Below are 18133 nucleotides of genomic sequence, written 5' to 3' on the forward strand. Positions count from 1 at the left end.
TTAATACTCACAACGGGTCGCGTATTGTACCAATATCATACAGGAACTATGACTCGAAAAGCCGAAGGGCTTGCAGCAAAAGTTCCTACAGCGTATATAGAAATGAGTAGCAATGATGCTGCAAAATATGGAGTAACTGATGGGAAGTTTGTAAAAGTATCTTCCCGTCGTGGTTTCATTGAGGTGGAAGTTCAGCTTTCAGAAAAAGCCGTAGATGGAACAGTTTTTATTCCATTCCATTTTGCAGAAGCTGCTGCCAACGTGCTTACTAACAGTGCAGAGTGTCCTGAATCCGGCATCGCCGAGGTGAAGGTCTGTGCTGTAACTATCGAACCAGTCGGTGACTAGGCTCACTAAACACAACACCCGCAATATTGTGAGCCTGCTACCTTCTTATAGACACATGGTAATGTAGGTTGAGTGTCTCGGTAATCAGATAATCCTTAACGGTTGCTGGCTCACGTGAGGAAAAAAGGAGTGATCTTGCTACGAGCATGTAGGCACATAGTTGTTCAAAACATTTGTTGGTATGAAATTCTTTGATAGGTGTAATTTGGTGTAAGTTTATCAGCTAATCGTGTCGCCAAGTTGGTCTGTGGTTCTCTGGAAGCCCTTGTCTATTAAGGAATAAGCTGTCTTTAGTTGTAGTTATACCAGACTTTCACGCAGGCGACAGTGGGCAAATCCCCTTGGGGACGCCAAGTAATCTAAGCTCTTACACGAAAGTGTAAGAGCTTTTTTTGTTCAAATTTTCGAGTGAAACGTTTAAGTGGCAACATGCTGAATTTATATTTCGCTTTGTACATTCTTCTTAGTTGCAAAGACCCAGTGAGAACTAAGTGTGTAGTTACTTATCATTCCAGCCAGCACACCAAAAATTAAAGCAATATAAGGTGCGAATTGTGTTTCCGCTAACAACTCTAATGAAATTTTAAACACAAGCAGGTTAGGTAAAGCGGAAAAACAGGAAGCGACCATGAATTTTTTCCATTGTGTGAGTCGGGGCGTTCGAACCCGATGTTTAAACGTCAACACCCTATTGCCTACCCATGTCGTTGTTGCCGCACATATAAAAGCAATTATTCGAGCTTTAAGTGCTGTGATTCCCATAAGTTCAAATAGTAATGCGAATATGGTTGCGTCAACAACAAAACCCACAGAGCCTACAAAGGCAAACAAAAGTATGTGGGGAAAGGTACTTATTCGCATAAATACCTTTGGCGCTTAGGTGACTCGGCAACGATTCTGCAATCCACTTTGTTTTTCTCAAAAAATTTGTCCAGATCCTTTTTCTTTCCTAACAAATAATAGGGAGAATCAAGCTCATTTAGCTGTTCAGAGTTTTTTAAAACAATAGCCTTACCGCTACTGTAGAATTGGCCGGAGAATGGACGTTTTCGAATATAAAACGCAGGAACGGACTTATCTGCTGTTTCAAACAGAATCTTATCACTATTTGTAGTTGCAGCTGTGAACATTACAACCACAAGACCAATCAGCATTACGGCCGGCATGACTTTGCAGAAGATAACAAACCATTTTTCATCTTTCTGTGTAAGTAACCCGGCACAGATTAAACCTAGCGCAGGAAGTCCAGGCAATACATATGTAGGCAAGATGTTTCCGGCAAATGTAAAGAGAACCATCGGAGAAATTAACCAGAAGAGAAGCATGTAAGCTAACGGGGGGAGGGATATTGTTTTTTCCGTTGAGCTTTTCCATTTCTTCCATAAGAGCATTGGAAGTATCAATGACCACGGCAAAGCCGAAAACAATCCAAAGAGCCAAATCATGCCGCGCGGGCGATCATGCGCTGAGCCATACAAGTCCCCTTCCCAGCCTGGAAGAGTAAAGCGTTTCCAGTGTTCACCTATAATGAAGTAGTCAAGAAAACCCGGGGTTGCTTTCTCAGCCATGAGATACCAAGGAAGGGAGATCCCGAGCATTAAAAGCGTACCGGTGATAACAGGGAATCGCTTCCAAAATACGACAAAAGCTTTAAATGGTCCGTGTTGTACTGCAAGGAAAGGGTAAAATGCGATAGCTGCAAGTACAATGGCCACAGGCCCCTTTGCTAGCAAGCCTATCCCAAGACCAACAAAGCCGGCATAGCCCCAAGCCTTTTTCCCATTCCAGCAAAGGTAGAATGAAAGTATGGTAATCGTAATTGAAAGCGTGAGAGCCATATCAGTCATCACAGCACCGCTGGAAATAAAAAACATTCCACAGGTAGCGAGTACTATCCCAGTGAGAAGTGGGCTAATTTTATGGTAGGAAGCAAACATCATTGCCATTCCGATAGTTACAAGACCGGCTAACCAGTGTGGAAAGCGGATTGCAAACTCGGATTGTCCAAATAACTTTAGACCTAGCGCACTCATCCAAGTGAACAAAGGGGGTTTGCCCCAGAATGGAACGTTGTAATCAAACTGAGGGGTGAGCCAGTTGCCTGTTTCGACCATCAAGCGCGCCATTTCCCCATAACGTGCTTCTGTTGTGTCCATAAGTGGGTACAAGCCTAGTGAAAGAAGCCTCATCAGTAGAAAAATTGCTAAGATAGCAAGCAGGTGTGTTTTTTTTAGGCCCATTGTTTGTCTTCATATTCTAAATGGTTTGCAGGCTGGTCAAGAATCTGATCAATAACGTAGGTCGGTCGTCCTTTTGATTCGATAAAAATTCTTCCAATGTACTCGCCTAAGAGACCAATACAAAGTAGTTGAACCCCTCCTAGTCCTAGTTGAACAACCATTAATGATGGGTACCCTTGAACTGGTTCTCCTGATGCCAAGGTCTTAATGATTACCCAAAAACCATACGCAAACGCACCGGTGGCTATTAACGTTCCTAGTACGGTAGCTATTCGCAAGGGGCGGATTGAAAATGAAGTTATTCCATTCATGGCCAACCCCATCAATTTGAAATAATTCCATTTCGTTTTTCCACAAAAACGAGGGTCACGATCAAACTGTAGGGTTGTTTGGACAAATCCTGGCCAAGAAAATAGTCCTTTCATGTACCGATTTTTTTCAGGAAGTGTATTGATATGCTCAACTACAGTGCGGCTAATCAATCGAAAATCCCCAACATTTTCAGGAATATGCAGTTCGGACAGTATGTTTATGAGTTTATAGAACGTTGCTGCAGAAAAACGTTTAAACTTTGTCTCTCCGTGTCGTACGGCACGCTGCATATTGACAACGTCATAGCCCTTTTCCCATTGTTCAAGCATCTGCGGAATGAGCTCAGGAGGGTCTTGCAGGTCTGCGTCTAGAATGACAACAGCTTGTCCACGAGTGTTTCGAAGACCTGCGGTCATTGCAGCCTCTTTGCCAAAATTTCTACTTAAACAGACGTACCTTACTGTGCTTGACGTGGGTAAGGCATTTGTAATTATCTTTTGGCTGTTATCGTAACTACCATCATTGATATAAACAATTTCTGTTTTTTCTTGGATTGTATCAAGAACAGCTGTGAGTCTTTTATGAAATGCTGGTAATACCTCTTCTTCATTGAAAAAAGGAACTACAACTGAAAGCTTTATATCAGATTTCTTAAAATCATCTGACTTCTGAAAATAGCCTGATTCTATTTTTTTATTTTTCATAAGTTGTTTCTGCTGCAGATTTAACAATGTGGCTGAACTTATTGTGTTTTTTGAATAGTTTTAAATTTATCCATGGCATTGTTTATAGGTAGGAAGCAATGAGAAGTGTAATATTTATTTTTAAATTACCTTCATGGATGATTCGACTGCAAACTTGTAGGCGCTAGTTAAGCTAAGGTTTTTTGATCGAATGAAATGTTCTGGAAAGTGTAAACTTGGTGTAAGTTTTTTATTTATGTCACTTATGCTACCTGTGTTCTTGTTGATGTCTTGAAAATCAAGAACTGAACAGTATCTGGTCAATATGACCTCTTCCTTTCACACAGATGACAGAGGGGGAAATTCTCCTTTGGGACGCTAAGCAAAAAAAGCTCTTACACGAAAGTGTAAGAGCTTTTTTTGTGTTCAAATAACGGAGTAAAAGAGTAGATGAATTTTTATGATATAAGATCTGTAATTACCTGTGTTCAATGTAATATAGAGAAATTATATGGATTGCTCCAAAAAAAGAGGATGCACGGAACTGTGCATCCTCTTTACATTTACAGGGAGCTATTTTTGGAAATATCCGAGATTACAATTAGCGATGTGAGTTTTCATGCTCACTGGCTAAGTAAAAATCTTAGGAATTTTTTAAGTGTGTAATCACGTTGTTTAGCTCTGATGTCATAGTTGAGAGCTTATGTACTGAATCCGATGCTAAAGCCATTGATTCCGCAGTTTCGGTTGCAATACGGTTAACCTCTTCGGAACCCCGACTAATTTGTTCTGAGGCAGCGGACTGTTGTTCACTTGCAGTAGCAATAGAACTAACTTGATCAGAGTTAGCCACGACAATATCGACAATTGACCGCAAAGCATCACCAGATTGCTGAGCAAAACCTGTTGAACGGACAACAGCGTTGGATGCTTGATCCATACCTTCAATATTTTCCCGTGATGCTAATTGAATAGCACGTATCGCCTCATCTACTTCTTTTGTGGCTAACATTGTTTTTTCTGCCAGCTTGCGAACTTCATCTGCAACGACAGCAAAACCTCGTCCAGCTTCACCAGCTCGGGCTGCTTCAATTGCAGCATTCAGGGCAAGCAAGTTGGTTTGATCAGCGATATCTGTGATGACAGTCATTACAGACTCAATGTTTTTGGCCTGTCCTCCCAAATCTGCAAGACTTGTCTTCAATTTACCTGAGTGGGCTTCAACTTCGCCGATCGATTCTACAACGGTATGTACAATGCTTTCCCCATCTTCTGCTTTTTCTCGGGCAGAAGTAGCATATTCCGCTGCTTCACCAGCATTGCGGGCAACCTCAAGGACTGTTGCATTCATTTCTTCAATGGCCGTTGCAGACTCTGCTGCACGTTCACGTTGAATGCTAGATCCATTTGCGGCTTCTTGAATTAACTGCGAAAGCTCTTGGGTTGTATAGGTAACACCGTCAACAATCTCTTCAAGTTGTGCCGCGGCTTGAAGCAGACCATCACGCTTTGCGTTTTCAGCTTCACTTCTTGCCTCTTCAGCATCCTGCATTGCAACCTGAGCTCTTGTAGATTCTTGCTCAGCTTCCTTGGTTTTATTCTCAGACATCGCAATCATGCTTTTTAGGTTTGTGACCATAACATTTAAGGACGCTGACAAGTTACCAATTTCATCGTGCCGTTCGATAGCTAAATTTTGTTCAAGATTCCCGTTGGCAACGTTTTCTGCAAACCCGACACACTTGTTAAGGGACATAATAATATTGCGAACAATAAAGAATACTACGAGTGCGACTAGTATCAATCCGACGAGGCTAATCAAAATATTGCTATTTTTGATGGCTGTGACTTCAGAAAAAATATCATCAACGTTTGCAGCTACAGCGACAATCCACTCAGTTTTAGGCTCGGTTCGATACGTGATAATCTGGCTTACGCCTTGCCATTCTGTGCGAAGAATCCCATTTTTGTTCTTCTGCATTTCTTTTCCGTCAGGACCGTCAGTTGCGCGGGCTTTCATGATGATTGATTTGTCGGGATGAGCACACAAGTACCCGGCTCTGGATATCATAAAAGCGTATCCGGTTTTTCCCAATTTTACGGGGTCAATAAACTTGATTGAGAATGCTGTGAGATTTAAAGCTCCTACAAAAACACCCTTAATCTCACCATGTAGACGATAGGGAATAGCAACTACAATAATGGGTTTTCCAGTTGTTTTGCTTATCAGTGCATCAGAAATTGCAATGTCACCGCGTACGGCTTTTTGGAAATAAGCTCTATCGGAGATGGTTGGTGTGGCGTTTGTTCCAGTAGCTACATATGCATGTGCAATCCCTTTTGTATCAAACAGCCCCATCCCTCTGTACTCTCCATATATTTGAAGAGAATCTTTAAGAATAGTGGTCGCACGAAGAGCCAGTTCCGGATTTGGAGTTCTCTGCGAAGCTAGTTCCTGAAAGATAGGGTGATGAGAAATTTGTGTGAGGTCTTTCTGTATTCCATCCACCCATATAGACATTTGAGTACTAATGCCTTTTACAGTTTGATCGGACTGGTTAAGCATGGCTTCAGAAATAGCGTCATCAGCAAGCTTAAAGGAAGTGTATGTAACTGCACCAAGGGCTAATGCCATAACTAGTAACGTTGGGATAAGAAATTTATTTCGTAGATTCCAATTCATAGAGACTCCTTTATTACAACGGGCAACGTTTTCAACAGGCACAAAAAGAAAAGTAGAGATAGTGGATTGTAAGTATGCATTCACTCTCATGAAAAAAAGGGCACAAGTACACTTTTAAAATAAACCGATCAACCAAACTAAATTATGAAGATTTTTATTTCATTGAGATGAAAAGTTTTGCAATACAGTTCCGTTATTGTTCCTTTCGGTATTCCGATGGCATCAGTTAATTTTTTGGAAGAATTAATATGATAGGTAAAAAAAAAGCAGCGTGTTCCCGTTGTGGCAATAACGGCGGGAACACACTGCTTTCTTAGTAAAGCGGAAGTAAATTGCTAGCGTATGAGGAGTCTGCGCGAAGTTTGGTGGAATACTTCGCAGCAACTATGCTGTTTTATTACTTCTCGATGACAGCTGCGGTTACAGAAACTTCGCAAAGGAGTTCTGGTCTGGCGAGACGAGCTTCAATACAAGCTCTGGCTGGTGCATAGCCCTCTTCGAACCATGTGTCCCATACGGAGTTGAAACCAGCAAAGTCTTTCATGTCTCTGAGGTAAACCAGAACAGAAAGAACATGCTTTCTATCGCTGCCTGCTTCTTTCAGAAGAGCGTCTACTTTCTCAAGCATGTTACGTGCCTGATCGCAGATATCACAGTCAGAGTTGTCCGGAACCTGCCCACAAAGGTAGGCTACTCCGTTAAAAATTGTTGCCTTGCTCATACGGACGCCGGGTGTAATTCGAGTAATTTCTGACATAATCTTCTCTACTTTTGGTTCTTAAATAAATCTGCAGGGCCGGAAGCTTGAGTAAATTTCATAGCGGCAATTTCACCAAGCGGTACCCCTTTTAAAGGAGGACGAATGGTTAAGTAGCCAACTTCATCCGGTGTAGAATCTAGTTCCTCAGCGAGGATTTCGTTGATGGCTGACCCACACATTCTGCCCTGACATGGACCCATGCCAGCGCGAGTTATGATCTTAATTTCGTTCGGGTCATGTGCACCCTGACTGATAACTTCGCGGATTTCACCCACAGTGACGTTTTCACAGCGGCATACCACGGTTTCATTATCGAATGTGTATTGTCCTGCACGTGGTGCATACATTGCGTCGATAAATGGTCTAGGGTGCTTATCTTTTGTAATTTGTGCAGTAATCGGCTTCGCGATTTCATCACGGGCTATGGTAGAAATGATGCCGAGACTTTTAGCGATTTCTAAACCTGTCAGTTCACCTTTTAGGCCTGCTGCAACTGCACCGGAAACATAGCTGCCGTCACCTGCAACAAAAACTCTGTCGTGGTTAGTGCGTCCCCAATTGTCGCAAACTGGATGCCAGTAACGAAGCTCAGGGTTCCAATGTAATTCACAACCCACCTGACGCATCATGTGGGTATTTGGAATAACACCAAAATGAAGCAGCGCAACGTTGGTTGGAATTGTAACTTTCTTGCCTCTGTGAGTGCATTCAACCTGTTCCACGTTGTCCTGACCAATCATCTTCAGACCGGAAACCCCGCGCAGGTAAGGTATTTTCGATTTTTTGATGTCCCAGAGAATCTTGAGACCCTTCAGGAGAAAATCTGTTCTCAGTAAAGCACGTGGAAGATTTTTGACCACGGAGAGAGAAGGAATAAGCGGCGTTGTGTCCAGAATTGCTTCAATCTGAACCCCTTTCTTAATCAGAAGAGATGCTTCGAGCAGTAACAGTGGACCGCTTCCGCAAATAACTACTTTTCCTTCAGGAGAAAGGCCTGCTTCTTTGGCAAGGTTGTTTGCTGCACCTGCACCTAACACGCCGGGAAGAGTCCATCCCTGAAGGGGAACAGGACGTTCCATGGCGCCGGTTGCGATAACGATATAGTTCGCTGTAATGTGGTGAGAAGCACCTTCGCAGCTGTAGCAGATGTCACCATCAGCTTCGACCTGCCAAACGGTTGCGCCACCTTTGTACTTTGCGTTGCTTTTTCTGAAACGCTGCACAATCGCGCGACCCTGTGCGTAATCTTCACCAAAGAATTCCAACTGTGCCGCAGAGGTGGATTCTACATTACGGTAAATCTGTCCGCCCGGATGAATCTGTTCATCAAGAATGAGCGTATCAAGTCCCATTTCAGCAAGTGTTGCACCGCAGGAAAGTCCGGAAGGACCTGCGCCGATAACAACAACATCATAATGGCTCATTAGCTTGCCTCCTCTTGCACGAAGTTACGGTTAATAACCATTCCTTCTGCAACTTCAGTCATACATGCCTGTTTTTTAGTGCCGTCAATTTCCATAAGGCATTCGTAACAAACACCCATGAGACAATGCGGGCTGCATGGCTTTTTCGATGAAGGGGAAACGCGGGAGATGATTTCTCCGCAACTTAAAAGTGCTGCCGCTACACTCATTCCTGCAGGAAGAGCTTTATGTTTACCATCGAGCAGAACAGTAACTGTCTGCTGAGCATGTGAAGGATCGATTTTAAACATTGAAACGTCCGTTGCTGAAAGGAGAAAGAGCTTCTGCGTTGCTGCCATTAAGAATCCACGGTGCTACAACTGATGTGTGCATTGGATTAAGCGAAACAGCGCTATGAAGAGCCATGACATAAATGTTTGGATGATTTGGAAGCGTGTCGTAAATCGGTGCGCCGTCCGGAGTCATTACGCGGATTGCACCCCAGGCTCGAACCCAGTTCACGGAAGCAAGTTCAGGGAAAATTCTGATTGCATTTTGAGCATGTTGTTGCATCGCCTGCGGGGTAACGCGGATATCGTGTGCGACATCTTCAGTGGTCAGGCCGACCATGTATGTACCGTCCTGAGTCTGGCGTACTGCAAGCAATGGGAACGGAAGTTTGCGTTCGCAGCGTTCTGTTACCAGTAACTGACCGCGTTGCGGATATACATTTAGTTTAAAACCAAGTGGGAAGAGAAGGCGCTCACAGCCGTGTCCGGCAGCTACCACGAGCTTGCCGCAACTGTATTCTTCGTCTTTGGTTTTAACAGTGACGGTGTTGCCTTTGGGGATAATTTCCAGAATGTTCTGGTTGCCCACAAATTCACCACCGTTCATCTGGAAAGATTGACGCATAGCGCCGAGAAGTTTCAGCGGGTTAATGTGCCCTTGATGCGGGGTGTACATTGCGCCGGAAACATCTTCACCAAGCTGCATTTTAGGCACAAGCTCTGAAAACTGCTGACGATCGAGAACAGAAACTGGGTAGTCCAGTCCAACTTCATCGCAGACGCCAGTAAGTTTTTCAACGCTTGAGGCATGAGCCTTTAACTGGTCTTCACCGAAGGCGTGTAATGCGCCGCCGTTCCATTCCAGTTCGATGTTTGTTTTTGTCTCATCTTCAAGGGCTGCTGCATATTCAGGCCACTGTTTGCAAGCGTTGCGACACCATTTGGCGTATGTCGAGCTGCCGCCGCCCTTGCACATGAACCATGTGAGTCCGAAGTTTGCACGGGAAAGTCGCTGCGAGGGCAGCTGGCTGTCGAACATAAGAACTTTGCCCGCGTTTTCTTTTACTAAGCCAAGTGCTGTGGAAGCGCCGGTAATGCCGCCACCAATAACTATGATATCAGCTGTCTTCACTGAAATCCTCCAACGTAATGAAACTACATACAGCAGTGTGCCAAAGATGAATAAGGTGCCAAAGATGAATAAGGTGCCAAAAAGAATAAGGTGCCAAAAAGAATACGATACTAGATAAGCAGAGATTGCTGCCAGCACAGAAAAGATGTGTTAATGACCCGGGGGCTTGGGCCCCCGGGACGGGCAGATTTCTGGGAGTGTGTACTCTTCAGTAGTTGCCGTTACTGAATGATATTTGAAAGAACGTTGCGTCCCCAGTCTTCGCCTACGTCAGAAAGAATGATTGGCCATACCTGCTCACGTACTTTTGTTGCATGGGCTTCTACAGCTTCTTTAGAAACAGGGATGATTTTTGCGCCGTAGTCTGCAAGACGCTGCTCGTTTGCAGCCTGATCAGCTTCAGCACGTTCCCAGCGACGCTGTTCAAAGTCAGCTGCTGCTTTATCAACGAGTGCTTTCTGAGAATCATCAAGACCGTTGTAGAGTTCTGCGTTCATGATGAGGTACCACATTTCGAAGTGAGTATTGAGCGGGAGGTAGAATTTGGTTACGTCGCGGAATGAAGCGTAGTAGCCTTCTGCGCCGGAGCCTACAACACCGTCAACAACACCGGTCTGTACTGCGGTAAATGCTTCAGAGAACGGAATTGGTGTGCCGATAAAGCCGATTGTGTCTGCCATAAGTTTAAATGACTTACTTGGCACAACGCGGATTTTTAAACCTTTTTTTGCATTAGGGTCGGTTGGGTTTTCAGGCTCTTTGTTCAGAGCTACGCCACCGAAGTATGCAGGCCATGTTGCAAGAAGTTTGATGTCCTGTTCTTGATAAAGACCAGCGATTGTTTTTCTGAGTGGTGCAGTTGCAGTAAAGTTCTTTTCTGCCTGTGCCCATGTGGTCATCATGAATGGGAAGTTGGCAATCTGCATGCGTTTGTCAGCTGCAAAAGCAACTGGCTGACAGGCCATATCTACTGCGCCGAGACCAACACGTTCCTGTACAACGGTGTAGTCACCGAGGGAGCTGGAAGCATAAATTTTTGCTTTCATGTTGCCTTTGCTGATTTCTGCCAGTTCTGCGGCAAATAACTTAAGGTCTTTGTCGATAGCAGCATTCTGCGGACGCACGTGGGAAATTTTCCAGCTGCGAGCCTGTGCAGTGCCTACGGCAAGAATACAGACAAACATCATAACAACAGCGACTGATAATTTTTTTTGCATATCCCTTACTCCTTACAAACAGTTAGTAGCCGATGAGGCTTGGTAAATAGAGAGCCAGTTGTGGCCAGAAGGACGTGAGAAAAACAACCGGTACATACCCGAATAGGATCAACGTCATTGCGGGCTTAATTACATCGACAAATTCAACTTCCCCGATACGAACACCAAGGTAGAGGATACTTGCGTAAGGTGGAGTAACGCCACCCATAGCAGTGTTAACGCCGATGATTGCAGCAAAGTGAATTGGGCTGATGCCGATAGCTTCCATAAGCGGGAGCAGCAGCGGAGCAGTAAGAATGATGGATGTAATGTCGTTAACGATCATGCCAATGAAGAAGAGCAGAATGTTAACGAGGATGAGAAGCATCACCTTATCTGTAGTGATAGTGAAAATGCCTTCAACAAGAGCCTGCGGAATTTCTTCCATTACAAACATCTGGCTGAGCATGAGGCTGAACACAATCATAACCATGATTGCGCCAATCGCGGTGGCAGCATCTTTAGAAGCGATGAGGAATTTTTTCCAGGTTAAGCCCTTGTATACAAGGAAACCAACAGGGAAAGCGTAGATAACGGCAACAGCCGCAGCTTCTGTAGGAGTCATGATGCCGCCGTAAATACCGCCCAGAATGATAATAGGCATTACAAGCGCAGGAATAGCGAGCAGCGTGGCAGCAGAAGCGGCGCGTACTGTTTCAGCGATTGGCTTTGGCTTATCCATTACGAGAGGGAATTTGCGACACATGACGAGGTTTACTACGCCGAACAGGAACGTAATAAGTATACCGGGGCCTACTGTTGCCAAGAAACAGGCAAGAATAGATGTGTCTGTTACCCAGCCGTAAACGATCATGGTTACGCTTGGAGGAATAAGAAGGCCAAGAATGGAGGAGTTTGCAACGAGTGCAGTTGCATAGCCTCTAGGGTAGCCTTTAGCTGCCATTTCAGGAATCAAAAGAGGGCCTGTAGCTGCAACACCGGTTAATCCACTACCGGAGATTGCGCCAATGATAGCACAGCTTAAAGAGGCTACGATACCGAGACCGCCTCGAATTCTACCAACAAAAATATTTACAAAGTCTAGCAGGCTCTTCGCAATACCACTTTCACTCATAATAGCGCCGGCAAAAACAAAGAGCGGGATACAGAGCAGAACAGGGTTGGAAAGCTGGCTGAAGCCCCAGAGCATGGTGCCTTTCATTGTAGCGCCACCAACAAGGTGCATAAACATGAGGGCGCCGCCGAAACAGAATGGTAATGGAACACCAAAGCTCAGCATTACAACAAGTAATCCGATTGCCAGTAATGAAATTTCAACCATTGCTATGCGCTTCCTTCGTTTGCACTATGCAAACTGGTAGTAACTGGTTTTGTGCTTAGCAGCGAAAAGCGCCGAATGTTCTTAATGAGGTGACCCAGGCCGAACATTGTCATTAAGAGCAGTCCGAGGAATAAAGAACATTCTGCATAAAAAGTAGGAAGATAAATTGTAGGAGTTTCTTTCCATACGCGGAGCGCATACTGGAAGTAATCCCATGCCCAGCGGGTGAGCCATGCAGATACAACAACTGTCATAACGTCGGCCACGACGCGGACACCAAGTTTGGAGCGCTCGGTTTTCAAAAACACATCAAGCACGTTGGCTTTGATCTGTGTGTCTTCGCGTGAGGCGTTTACACTGCCGAGCAGATATAGCCATAGAGTTGGGTAGATGACGATGTCATCCAGTCCCATAAGCGGGGCTTGCAGAATATAGCGCCATATGACCTGTATGAACTGTAATAAAGCGACAGTGCTTAACAGTATTGTCAGGGCATACCGAAATTGCTTCTCCATACTTTTCTCCTTCTATGGTTATGTTGATTAGTAGGTGTATTGTGATTGTTGTTGCTATATGCAATGCATGTTCCGTTTTTGATGCCGAACCGTTGTTATATAAAAATTACATTTTTGTTTTTTCCAAATCCGTTTGTGAAAACTCAATGTTTATGCTTGATTTGAGCAAGATTGTGTAACCAATCAACAAGCGATGTTTTTTCGGTGGGTTAGCTTTGTGCTAGATTGAGTGGTAGCAAGGAGTGCGTGATAAATGTCTCAAAATGAGGCATTGCGACCTTGTGAGAATGAATAATTCAAAAAACACTAGTAAATACGGCGTTATATTGATTGTGTCTTATTTTGAGACATGTCGCTATTTAAGACACACGGAATGTTTTTGTTAATAACTTAGGTGTGTAACGGAAGGTAACTGGTTACATTTATGAATGTTAGAGAGCGTGGAGAGATGAAAAAAGGACATGTTGTCGATTCCTCAACGATGATGAAGTTGATTGATGAGTCTCATGCACGCTCGAAGCAGTTCGGGATAGATTCCATGAGTCGGAATATGCAGCAGGAGTGTATTTCAGATGAGGCTCTGCGGGCGCGTCGTGCGGATAACGATGAATTGTTGCAGGTTGTGTTGCCACATTTTGCAGAGTTCTTTGATCTGCTCTCACCTGATGAATTTCTGATTGCTGCCATCGATGCTGATGGATACATCTTGCACATTACGGGGTCTGAGCTGTTAAAAAAGCAATACCGTCAGCGTAACTGTGCTCCGGGTTTTAAGTGGACAGAAGAGGACGTGGGGACAACTGCAATCAGCATGTGTCATAAGCACCACATTCCTATTCAGCTCACTGGTTCAGACCATTACTGCGACTTAGCGCACCATTTGACAAGCTCTTCTGCTCCTATTTTTGGGGAGGGTGGAGAACTTCTTGGTATTCTAGTTGTATCCGGTGCAAAAGAATTTACGCATCCGCACACGCTATATATGGTTACGACTGCTGCCCGTGCTGCCGAACGACAGTTGCGTGTTACGCGCAGGAATAAGACGCTTGCTCTGCATATCGGATTTTTTGATAAAGTGATCGAGTCTGCGAGTACTGGTCTGCTCATTTTGAATACTGAAGGCGAGATTTGGAAAATCAACGGAAAGGGCGCCCGAATTCTTAAATCGGACAAACTTGAAGGAAGGCATATCTCAGAGCTTGAAGGGCTGTCTTTAGATATCCAGCAATTACGTACTTCTTCAAAACGATGGGTGAACAAGGAATGCTGGATTCGTTGCGGGCGTGGCACGGTTCCAATTTTGTACACTGCACAGGCGGTTCTTTCTGAAACGAAAGAATTACTTGGAGCTGTTCTTGTTTTCAACGAGATGAGTGAGATCCAGAAACTTGCAGAGAACATAGCCGGTGCAAAAGCCCACTACACATTTCCGATGCTTGTAGGGCGGTCTGAAAAATTTCTTGAATCTATTGATCTGGCGCAAAAAGCAGCAGATTCGACAGTTACTGTTTTGCTTCAGGGCGAGACCGGAACCGGTAAAGAGCTTTTTGCACAGGCTATCCATAACCACGGTAGCCGCAGCCATTATCCATTTGTACCTATTAACTGTGGGGCGATTCCCGCGGAGTTGCTTGAAAGTGAACTGTTCGGGTATGTGGAAGGCACATTTACAGGTGCAGTAAAGGGCGGACGACCGGGGAAATTTGAACTGGCAGACGGCGGTACAATTCTGCTTGATGAGATCGGTGACATGCCGCATCACATGCAAGTAAAGTTGCTGCGTGTTCTTCAAACGGCAGAAGTGTATCGAATTGGTGCTCGAAAGCCTGTAAAAATTAACACCCGAATTATTGCCAGTACCCATGTGAATTTGAGCAAGGCAGTTGCGCAGGGACGATTCCGCGAAGACTTGTATTATCGTTTGAATGTGCTCCCTATTAATATCCCGCCGTTACGGGAGCGTGGTAGCGAAGATATTTTAGAGCTGGCTATGCTCTTTTTAAATCGAGGGACACCACTGCCGCTGACTTTTTCTCAGAGCGCTCAGCAAGCCCTTGTGTCGTATCATTGGCCGGGTAATGTGCGCGAATTGGAAAACATTGTGCAGCGTGCGTTGCATAGATGTGAAGGCGATGTGCTTGACGCAGAACATTTTGCACTACCTATAAAAGAAAATACACGCAGTGTTCCAATCGGGACATTGAAGGATATGGAATACCGCCTTATTGAGGCTACGTTGGAAGAAACCAATAATAATATGGTGGAATCTGCGAGACGTCTCGGTATTTCGCGTGCGACGCTGTACCGTAAAGTCGAGAAGATGAATGCTATTGTCTATCCGACATAATCGTACGTGATTGTTGTTCCCTTGTTCCACGTGCTCTTGTTTATACGTGCCGTGTGGTAGCATCTAACGTTTTCCACTTTTGTCACACGCAAAAAGCTTCGAGAAACAAGGACACAGCACAAAAAACAAACTGAAAATTACCGTAAAAAAGCTCCTACACATACCGTGTGGGAGCTTTTTTTTGATGCTGTATATTGTATTCACTTTAAGCAATGCTGCTCATATTTCTACAGGCCGTTGCTAATTTGTCCTAACAAAAGCCTTCTTCAAAGGATGAGTTGAATTTCAAATACAACCCTCAGATACCCCTAATCGGGGTCAAGGGGACCGTGTCCCCTGCGGATGCAAGGCAGAGCCTGCCCGCCGGAGGCTATCTTTAAACCAACTAAGAAGATTCCCTTACATAAACATCTGCTCAACTGCCGGTTTGAGATTGGCAGTGTCCGCAATGGTCAACTGTTCAGAAAATTCCACACCGATGAGCGTGCCGCGACTTTTAGTACTGGTCATGCTGACGTGTGCTTTGTGGGCGTTGGCAATAAGCTTGGCTGAATACGTGCCGAGACCTGTGCCGTCTTCTTTTCCGTACGTTGCATACTTGTTGAAGAATTTTTCTTGAATTTCTTCTGGTACAAGCGTGCTGTTGTGGATGGTTATGGTTTGATCATCGGTTTGAATTGCCACGGTCACAATGTCATCACTTCTGGAAGCCTCAACCGCATTTACGATGAGGTTCGAAAACAAGGTTTGCAATAGGCGATATTCACCGGCGACTGCGAATGTGTTGTTGGTAGAGACCGGATGATTGTTGAACGTAATGCGCAGGGTCACGTTGAGCCGTGTGAGCATGGACGTTATGTCATCCTGAATCTCAAAGAGCAGATGAACAAGCTCTACGGATGTTGCACGTAGCTTGTAAATACCGCGTTCCATTTTGAAGATGTCCAAGTTGTTGTTGATCATATCAAGGATACGATAACCGGCCATTTCGATCTTCTTGATGTAGTTTTCTTGATGCTCGGTGAGGTTGCCTTTTGAGAGCAATAACTCCGGGTACCCGATGACGAGGTTCAGCAGTGATTTTAGATCATGCTGGTTAATCCTTTCCACTTCGCAACGGATCATTTCAGCTTCTTCTCGTTCAGCAACTTCCAATACGAGCTGGGCATTTTTTTTTGCTAGCTCTGCGGTACGTAATTTTACTGCATGCTCCAACATCTTTTTATGAGACGTGAGGAGCCTGTCGCGCTTTTCAATTTGATCGAGCATTGAGTTGAAGTGCGTGACTAGGTCACCAAGTTCATCACTTGATTCGTAAGGCACTCGTAGAGTGTAATCTTTACTTACCCCAATTTCTTTGGCTGCTGCTGCGAGATCGTACAGCGGCTGTAGCATTTTTTTGTATAGCTTTTTAGCCATGAAAAAACTCACAAGGATACCACTTGTCCCTGCAAAGGCGGAAAGCAAGAGATACATTGTGATTCCTTTGTCCATAAGAAACACTCCTGAGCCGAGCAGGATGTAGGCCTTGATCTCTCCGTTTTCGATAATTGGTTCTGCGACAACGCGTGTTGAAGAATTCTTGATTGTGTTGTTGGAGAGCAGTTCCTTCATGTCAAACTCTAGCGAGCCGTAGGACGCTATGATTGAACCATCAGGACTGACTATGGCGGTGTAATCCACAAACGGCCACTTGTCATAGTCTCTGGCTTCACGCAGAGCAGTGCGAGCTTCACTTGGTATAAAGGGTCGAGGCATGCGGAATGCAAGACTCCGGACACAGTCTTTGATGATTCTTTCTGAACGTCCTTTTTTTGTAAGCATTATGCTTGATGCAGAAACAAGGACAACTGTGCAGATGGCGATGGCGCACATTGCAGTTATGAAAAAGATAATGCGACGGTTAAACGGCGCAAAAAAAGAGCGGAACATTGTGGTGCTCACGATAGTTGAAGGATATGTGAGAGAGGCATCCGAAATACTTAGGGGGGAAAGGTTCCGGATGCCCCAAAAGCCATGAGTACTTCTACCTGCCGCTGTCGGGGAATGACATTCCTAGAGGAAGCGGCAGGGGGAGACTACATGTGCATAACTTGCTGTGGAATTTGTTCCGGTATGGCCAGCAAGTAGCCATTTCCACGAATAGTTTTAATTATGGCGCAGTGTTTCAGTTTTCTGCGTAAATTACTCATATGTACGTTCAGTACATAGTCATCAAGTGAAGGATCGCGACCGAGTGCGTCTTCAAGGAGCTGCTCACGAGTAATGAGTGCGCCAGCGTTGCTGGTGAGCATTTCTAAAACATTGTATTCAGCGCTGGTTAGCTGAACCGGAGAATCTTCGATTTGAACACTGCGTGCGGAAGGTGTGAGAGACATACTTCCGATAATGATCTTATGCGCAGGATCAACTTTTGTGGGCGCATTAAGCTCCCGTGCTATTTTTGCAGGCATTGTACGGCGCAAAATTGCACGGATGCGTGCTGCCAGCTCACGCAACGGGCATGGCTTCGCCACGTAGTCGTCCGCCCCCATTTCAAGTCCAACAACTTTATCGATTTCGTCGCTACGGCCAGTAAGCATGATAACGGGCATGGTGTATTCGTTTCTGATCTTTTGCAGCAGATCAAAACCGTTCATGTCCGGAAGCATGATATCAAGCAGCACAATGTCAAAAGTATCTTCCTTGAGTTTCTCAATACCACTCATTGCATCGTGTGCTGTATGGAGCGAAAAGCCTTCTCCGCTCAAGTAGCTACCGAGCAGTTCACCTAATTCAAAATCGTCGTCGATAAACAAAATGCGTTTCATACCACCTCCAACGGAAACATAAGTGAACCATACGTTGTTTATGTTTTTTTCATCAACTTAATAAATGTTAAG

The 18133-nt window shown here is 44.7% G+C and carries 15 protein-coding genes; 2 read left to right on the forward strand and 13 right to left on the reverse strand.

The annotated features are described in order from the left end of the window. A partial coding sequence (locus MKHDV_RS03965) for a molybdopterin dinucleotide binding domain-containing protein (RefSeq protein WP_305794739.1) occupies positions 1 to 348 on the forward strand: 348 nt, incomplete at its 5' end. A 438-nt stretch (positions 349 to 786) separates the two neighbouring features. On the opposite strand, the gene MKHDV_RS03970 is transcribed toward MKHDV_RS03965, so the two are convergent. The 11 genes from MKHDV_RS03970 to MKHDV_RS04020 all read right to left on the reverse strand — a co-directional run bounded on the left by MKHDV_RS03970 (position 787) and on the right by MKHDV_RS04020 (position 12904). Continuing rightward, a complete protein-coding gene (locus MKHDV_RS03970) occupies positions 787 to 1209 on the reverse strand; it encodes a GtrA family protein (RefSeq protein WP_160712494.1) in 423 nt (140 codons plus the stop codon). Beyond that, on the reverse strand, positions 1200 to 2588 hold the full coding sequence (locus MKHDV_RS03975) for a glycosyltransferase family 39 protein (RefSeq protein ID WP_160712496.1): 1389 nt from the start codon (positions 2586 to 2588) through the stop codon (positions 1200 to 1202). The genes MKHDV_RS03970 and MKHDV_RS03975 overlap by 10 nt, the downstream gene beginning before the upstream one ends. After that, the gene (locus MKHDV_RS03980) at positions 2579 to 3604 is read right to left on the reverse strand and encodes a glycosyltransferase family 2 protein (RefSeq protein ID WP_160712498.1); all 1026 of its coding nucleotides are present in this window, start codon (positions 3602 to 3604) and stop codon (positions 2579 to 2581) included. Before MKHDV_RS03980 ends, MKHDV_RS03975 begins: the two co-directional genes overlap by 10 nt. Before the next feature lie 622 nt (positions 3605 to 4226). Then, positions 4227 to 6266, reverse strand: coding sequence for a methyl-accepting chemotaxis protein (locus MKHDV_RS03985; protein ID WP_160712500.1), 2040 nt, complete (start codon positions 6264 to 6266; stop codon positions 4227 to 4229). Between the two features lie 397 nt (positions 6267 to 6663). Continuing rightward, positions 6664 to 7023: a RidA family protein gene (locus MKHDV_RS03990; RefSeq protein ID WP_160712502.1), complete on the reverse strand. Its 360-nt coding sequence runs from the start codon at positions 7021 to 7023 to the stop codon at positions 6664 to 6666. Positions 7024 to 7031: 8 nt separating this feature from the next. Then, complete coding sequence (locus tag MKHDV_RS03995) at positions 7032 to 8450, reverse strand: NAD(P)/FAD-dependent oxidoreductase (protein ID WP_160712504.1); 1419 nt, start codon at positions 8448 to 8450, stop codon at positions 7032 to 7034. Beyond that, complete coding sequence (locus MKHDV_RS04000) at positions 8450 to 8740, reverse strand: (2Fe-2S)-binding protein (protein ID WP_160712506.1); 291 nt, start codon at positions 8738 to 8740, stop codon at positions 8450 to 8452. Before MKHDV_RS04000 ends, MKHDV_RS03995 begins: the two co-directional genes overlap by 1 nt. Then, a complete protein-coding gene (locus MKHDV_RS04005) occupies positions 8733 to 9851 on the reverse strand; it encodes an FAD-binding oxidoreductase (RefSeq protein WP_160712508.1) in 1119 nt (372 codons plus the stop codon). The genes MKHDV_RS04000 and MKHDV_RS04005 overlap by 8 nt, the downstream gene beginning before the upstream one ends. Before the next feature lie 221 nt (positions 9852 to 10072). Further along, positions 10073 to 11068 (reverse strand): TRAP transporter substrate-binding protein DctP, encoded by a 996-nt coding sequence (gene dctP, locus MKHDV_RS04010; RefSeq protein ID WP_160712510.1) that lies wholly within the window; start codon positions 11066 to 11068, stop codon positions 10073 to 10075. Positions 11069 to 11090: 22 nt separating this feature from the next. Then, entirely contained in the window at positions 11091 to 12389 is a 1299-nt protein-coding gene (locus MKHDV_RS04015; protein WP_160712512.1) for a TRAP transporter large permease, read from the reverse strand. A gap of 2 nt (positions 12390 to 12391) precedes the next feature. Continuing rightward, positions 12392 to 12904, reverse strand: coding sequence for a TRAP transporter small permease (locus MKHDV_RS04020; protein WP_160712514.1), 513 nt, complete (start codon positions 12902 to 12904; stop codon positions 12392 to 12394). 448 nt (positions 12905 to 13352) lie between these two features. Here MKHDV_RS04020 and MKHDV_RS04025 point away from each other — a divergent pair, with 448 nt between their 5' ends. After that, positions 13353 to 15251 carry a sigma-54-dependent Fis family transcriptional regulator gene (locus MKHDV_RS04025; RefSeq protein WP_160712516.1) on the forward strand — a complete coding sequence of 633 codons (1899 nt, stop codon included), beginning with the start codon at positions 13353 to 13355 and terminating at the stop codon, positions 15249 to 15251. 399 nt (positions 15252 to 15650) lie between these two features. Here MKHDV_RS04025 and MKHDV_RS04030 read toward each other — a convergent pair whose 3' ends face one another. Together MKHDV_RS04030 and MKHDV_RS04035 are read right to left on the reverse strand one after the other, a co-directional pair. Continuing rightward, positions 15651 to 17183: a HAMP domain-containing sensor histidine kinase gene (locus MKHDV_RS04030; RefSeq protein ID WP_160712518.1), complete on the reverse strand. Its 1533-nt coding sequence runs from the start codon at positions 17181 to 17183 to the stop codon at positions 15651 to 15653. Positions 17184 to 17329: 146 nt separating this feature from the next. Continuing rightward, entirely contained in the window at positions 17330 to 18061 is a 732-nt protein-coding gene (locus MKHDV_RS04035) for a response regulator transcription factor (RefSeq protein WP_160712520.1), read from the reverse strand. Between the last annotated feature and the right edge of the window lie 72 nt (positions 18062 to 18133).

Origin of the sequence: Halodesulfovibrio sp. MK-HDV (assembly GCF_009914765.1) — a bacterium.
Classification (GTDB): domain Bacteria; phylum Desulfobacterota; class Desulfovibrionia; order Desulfovibrionales; family Desulfovibrionaceae; genus Halodesulfovibrio.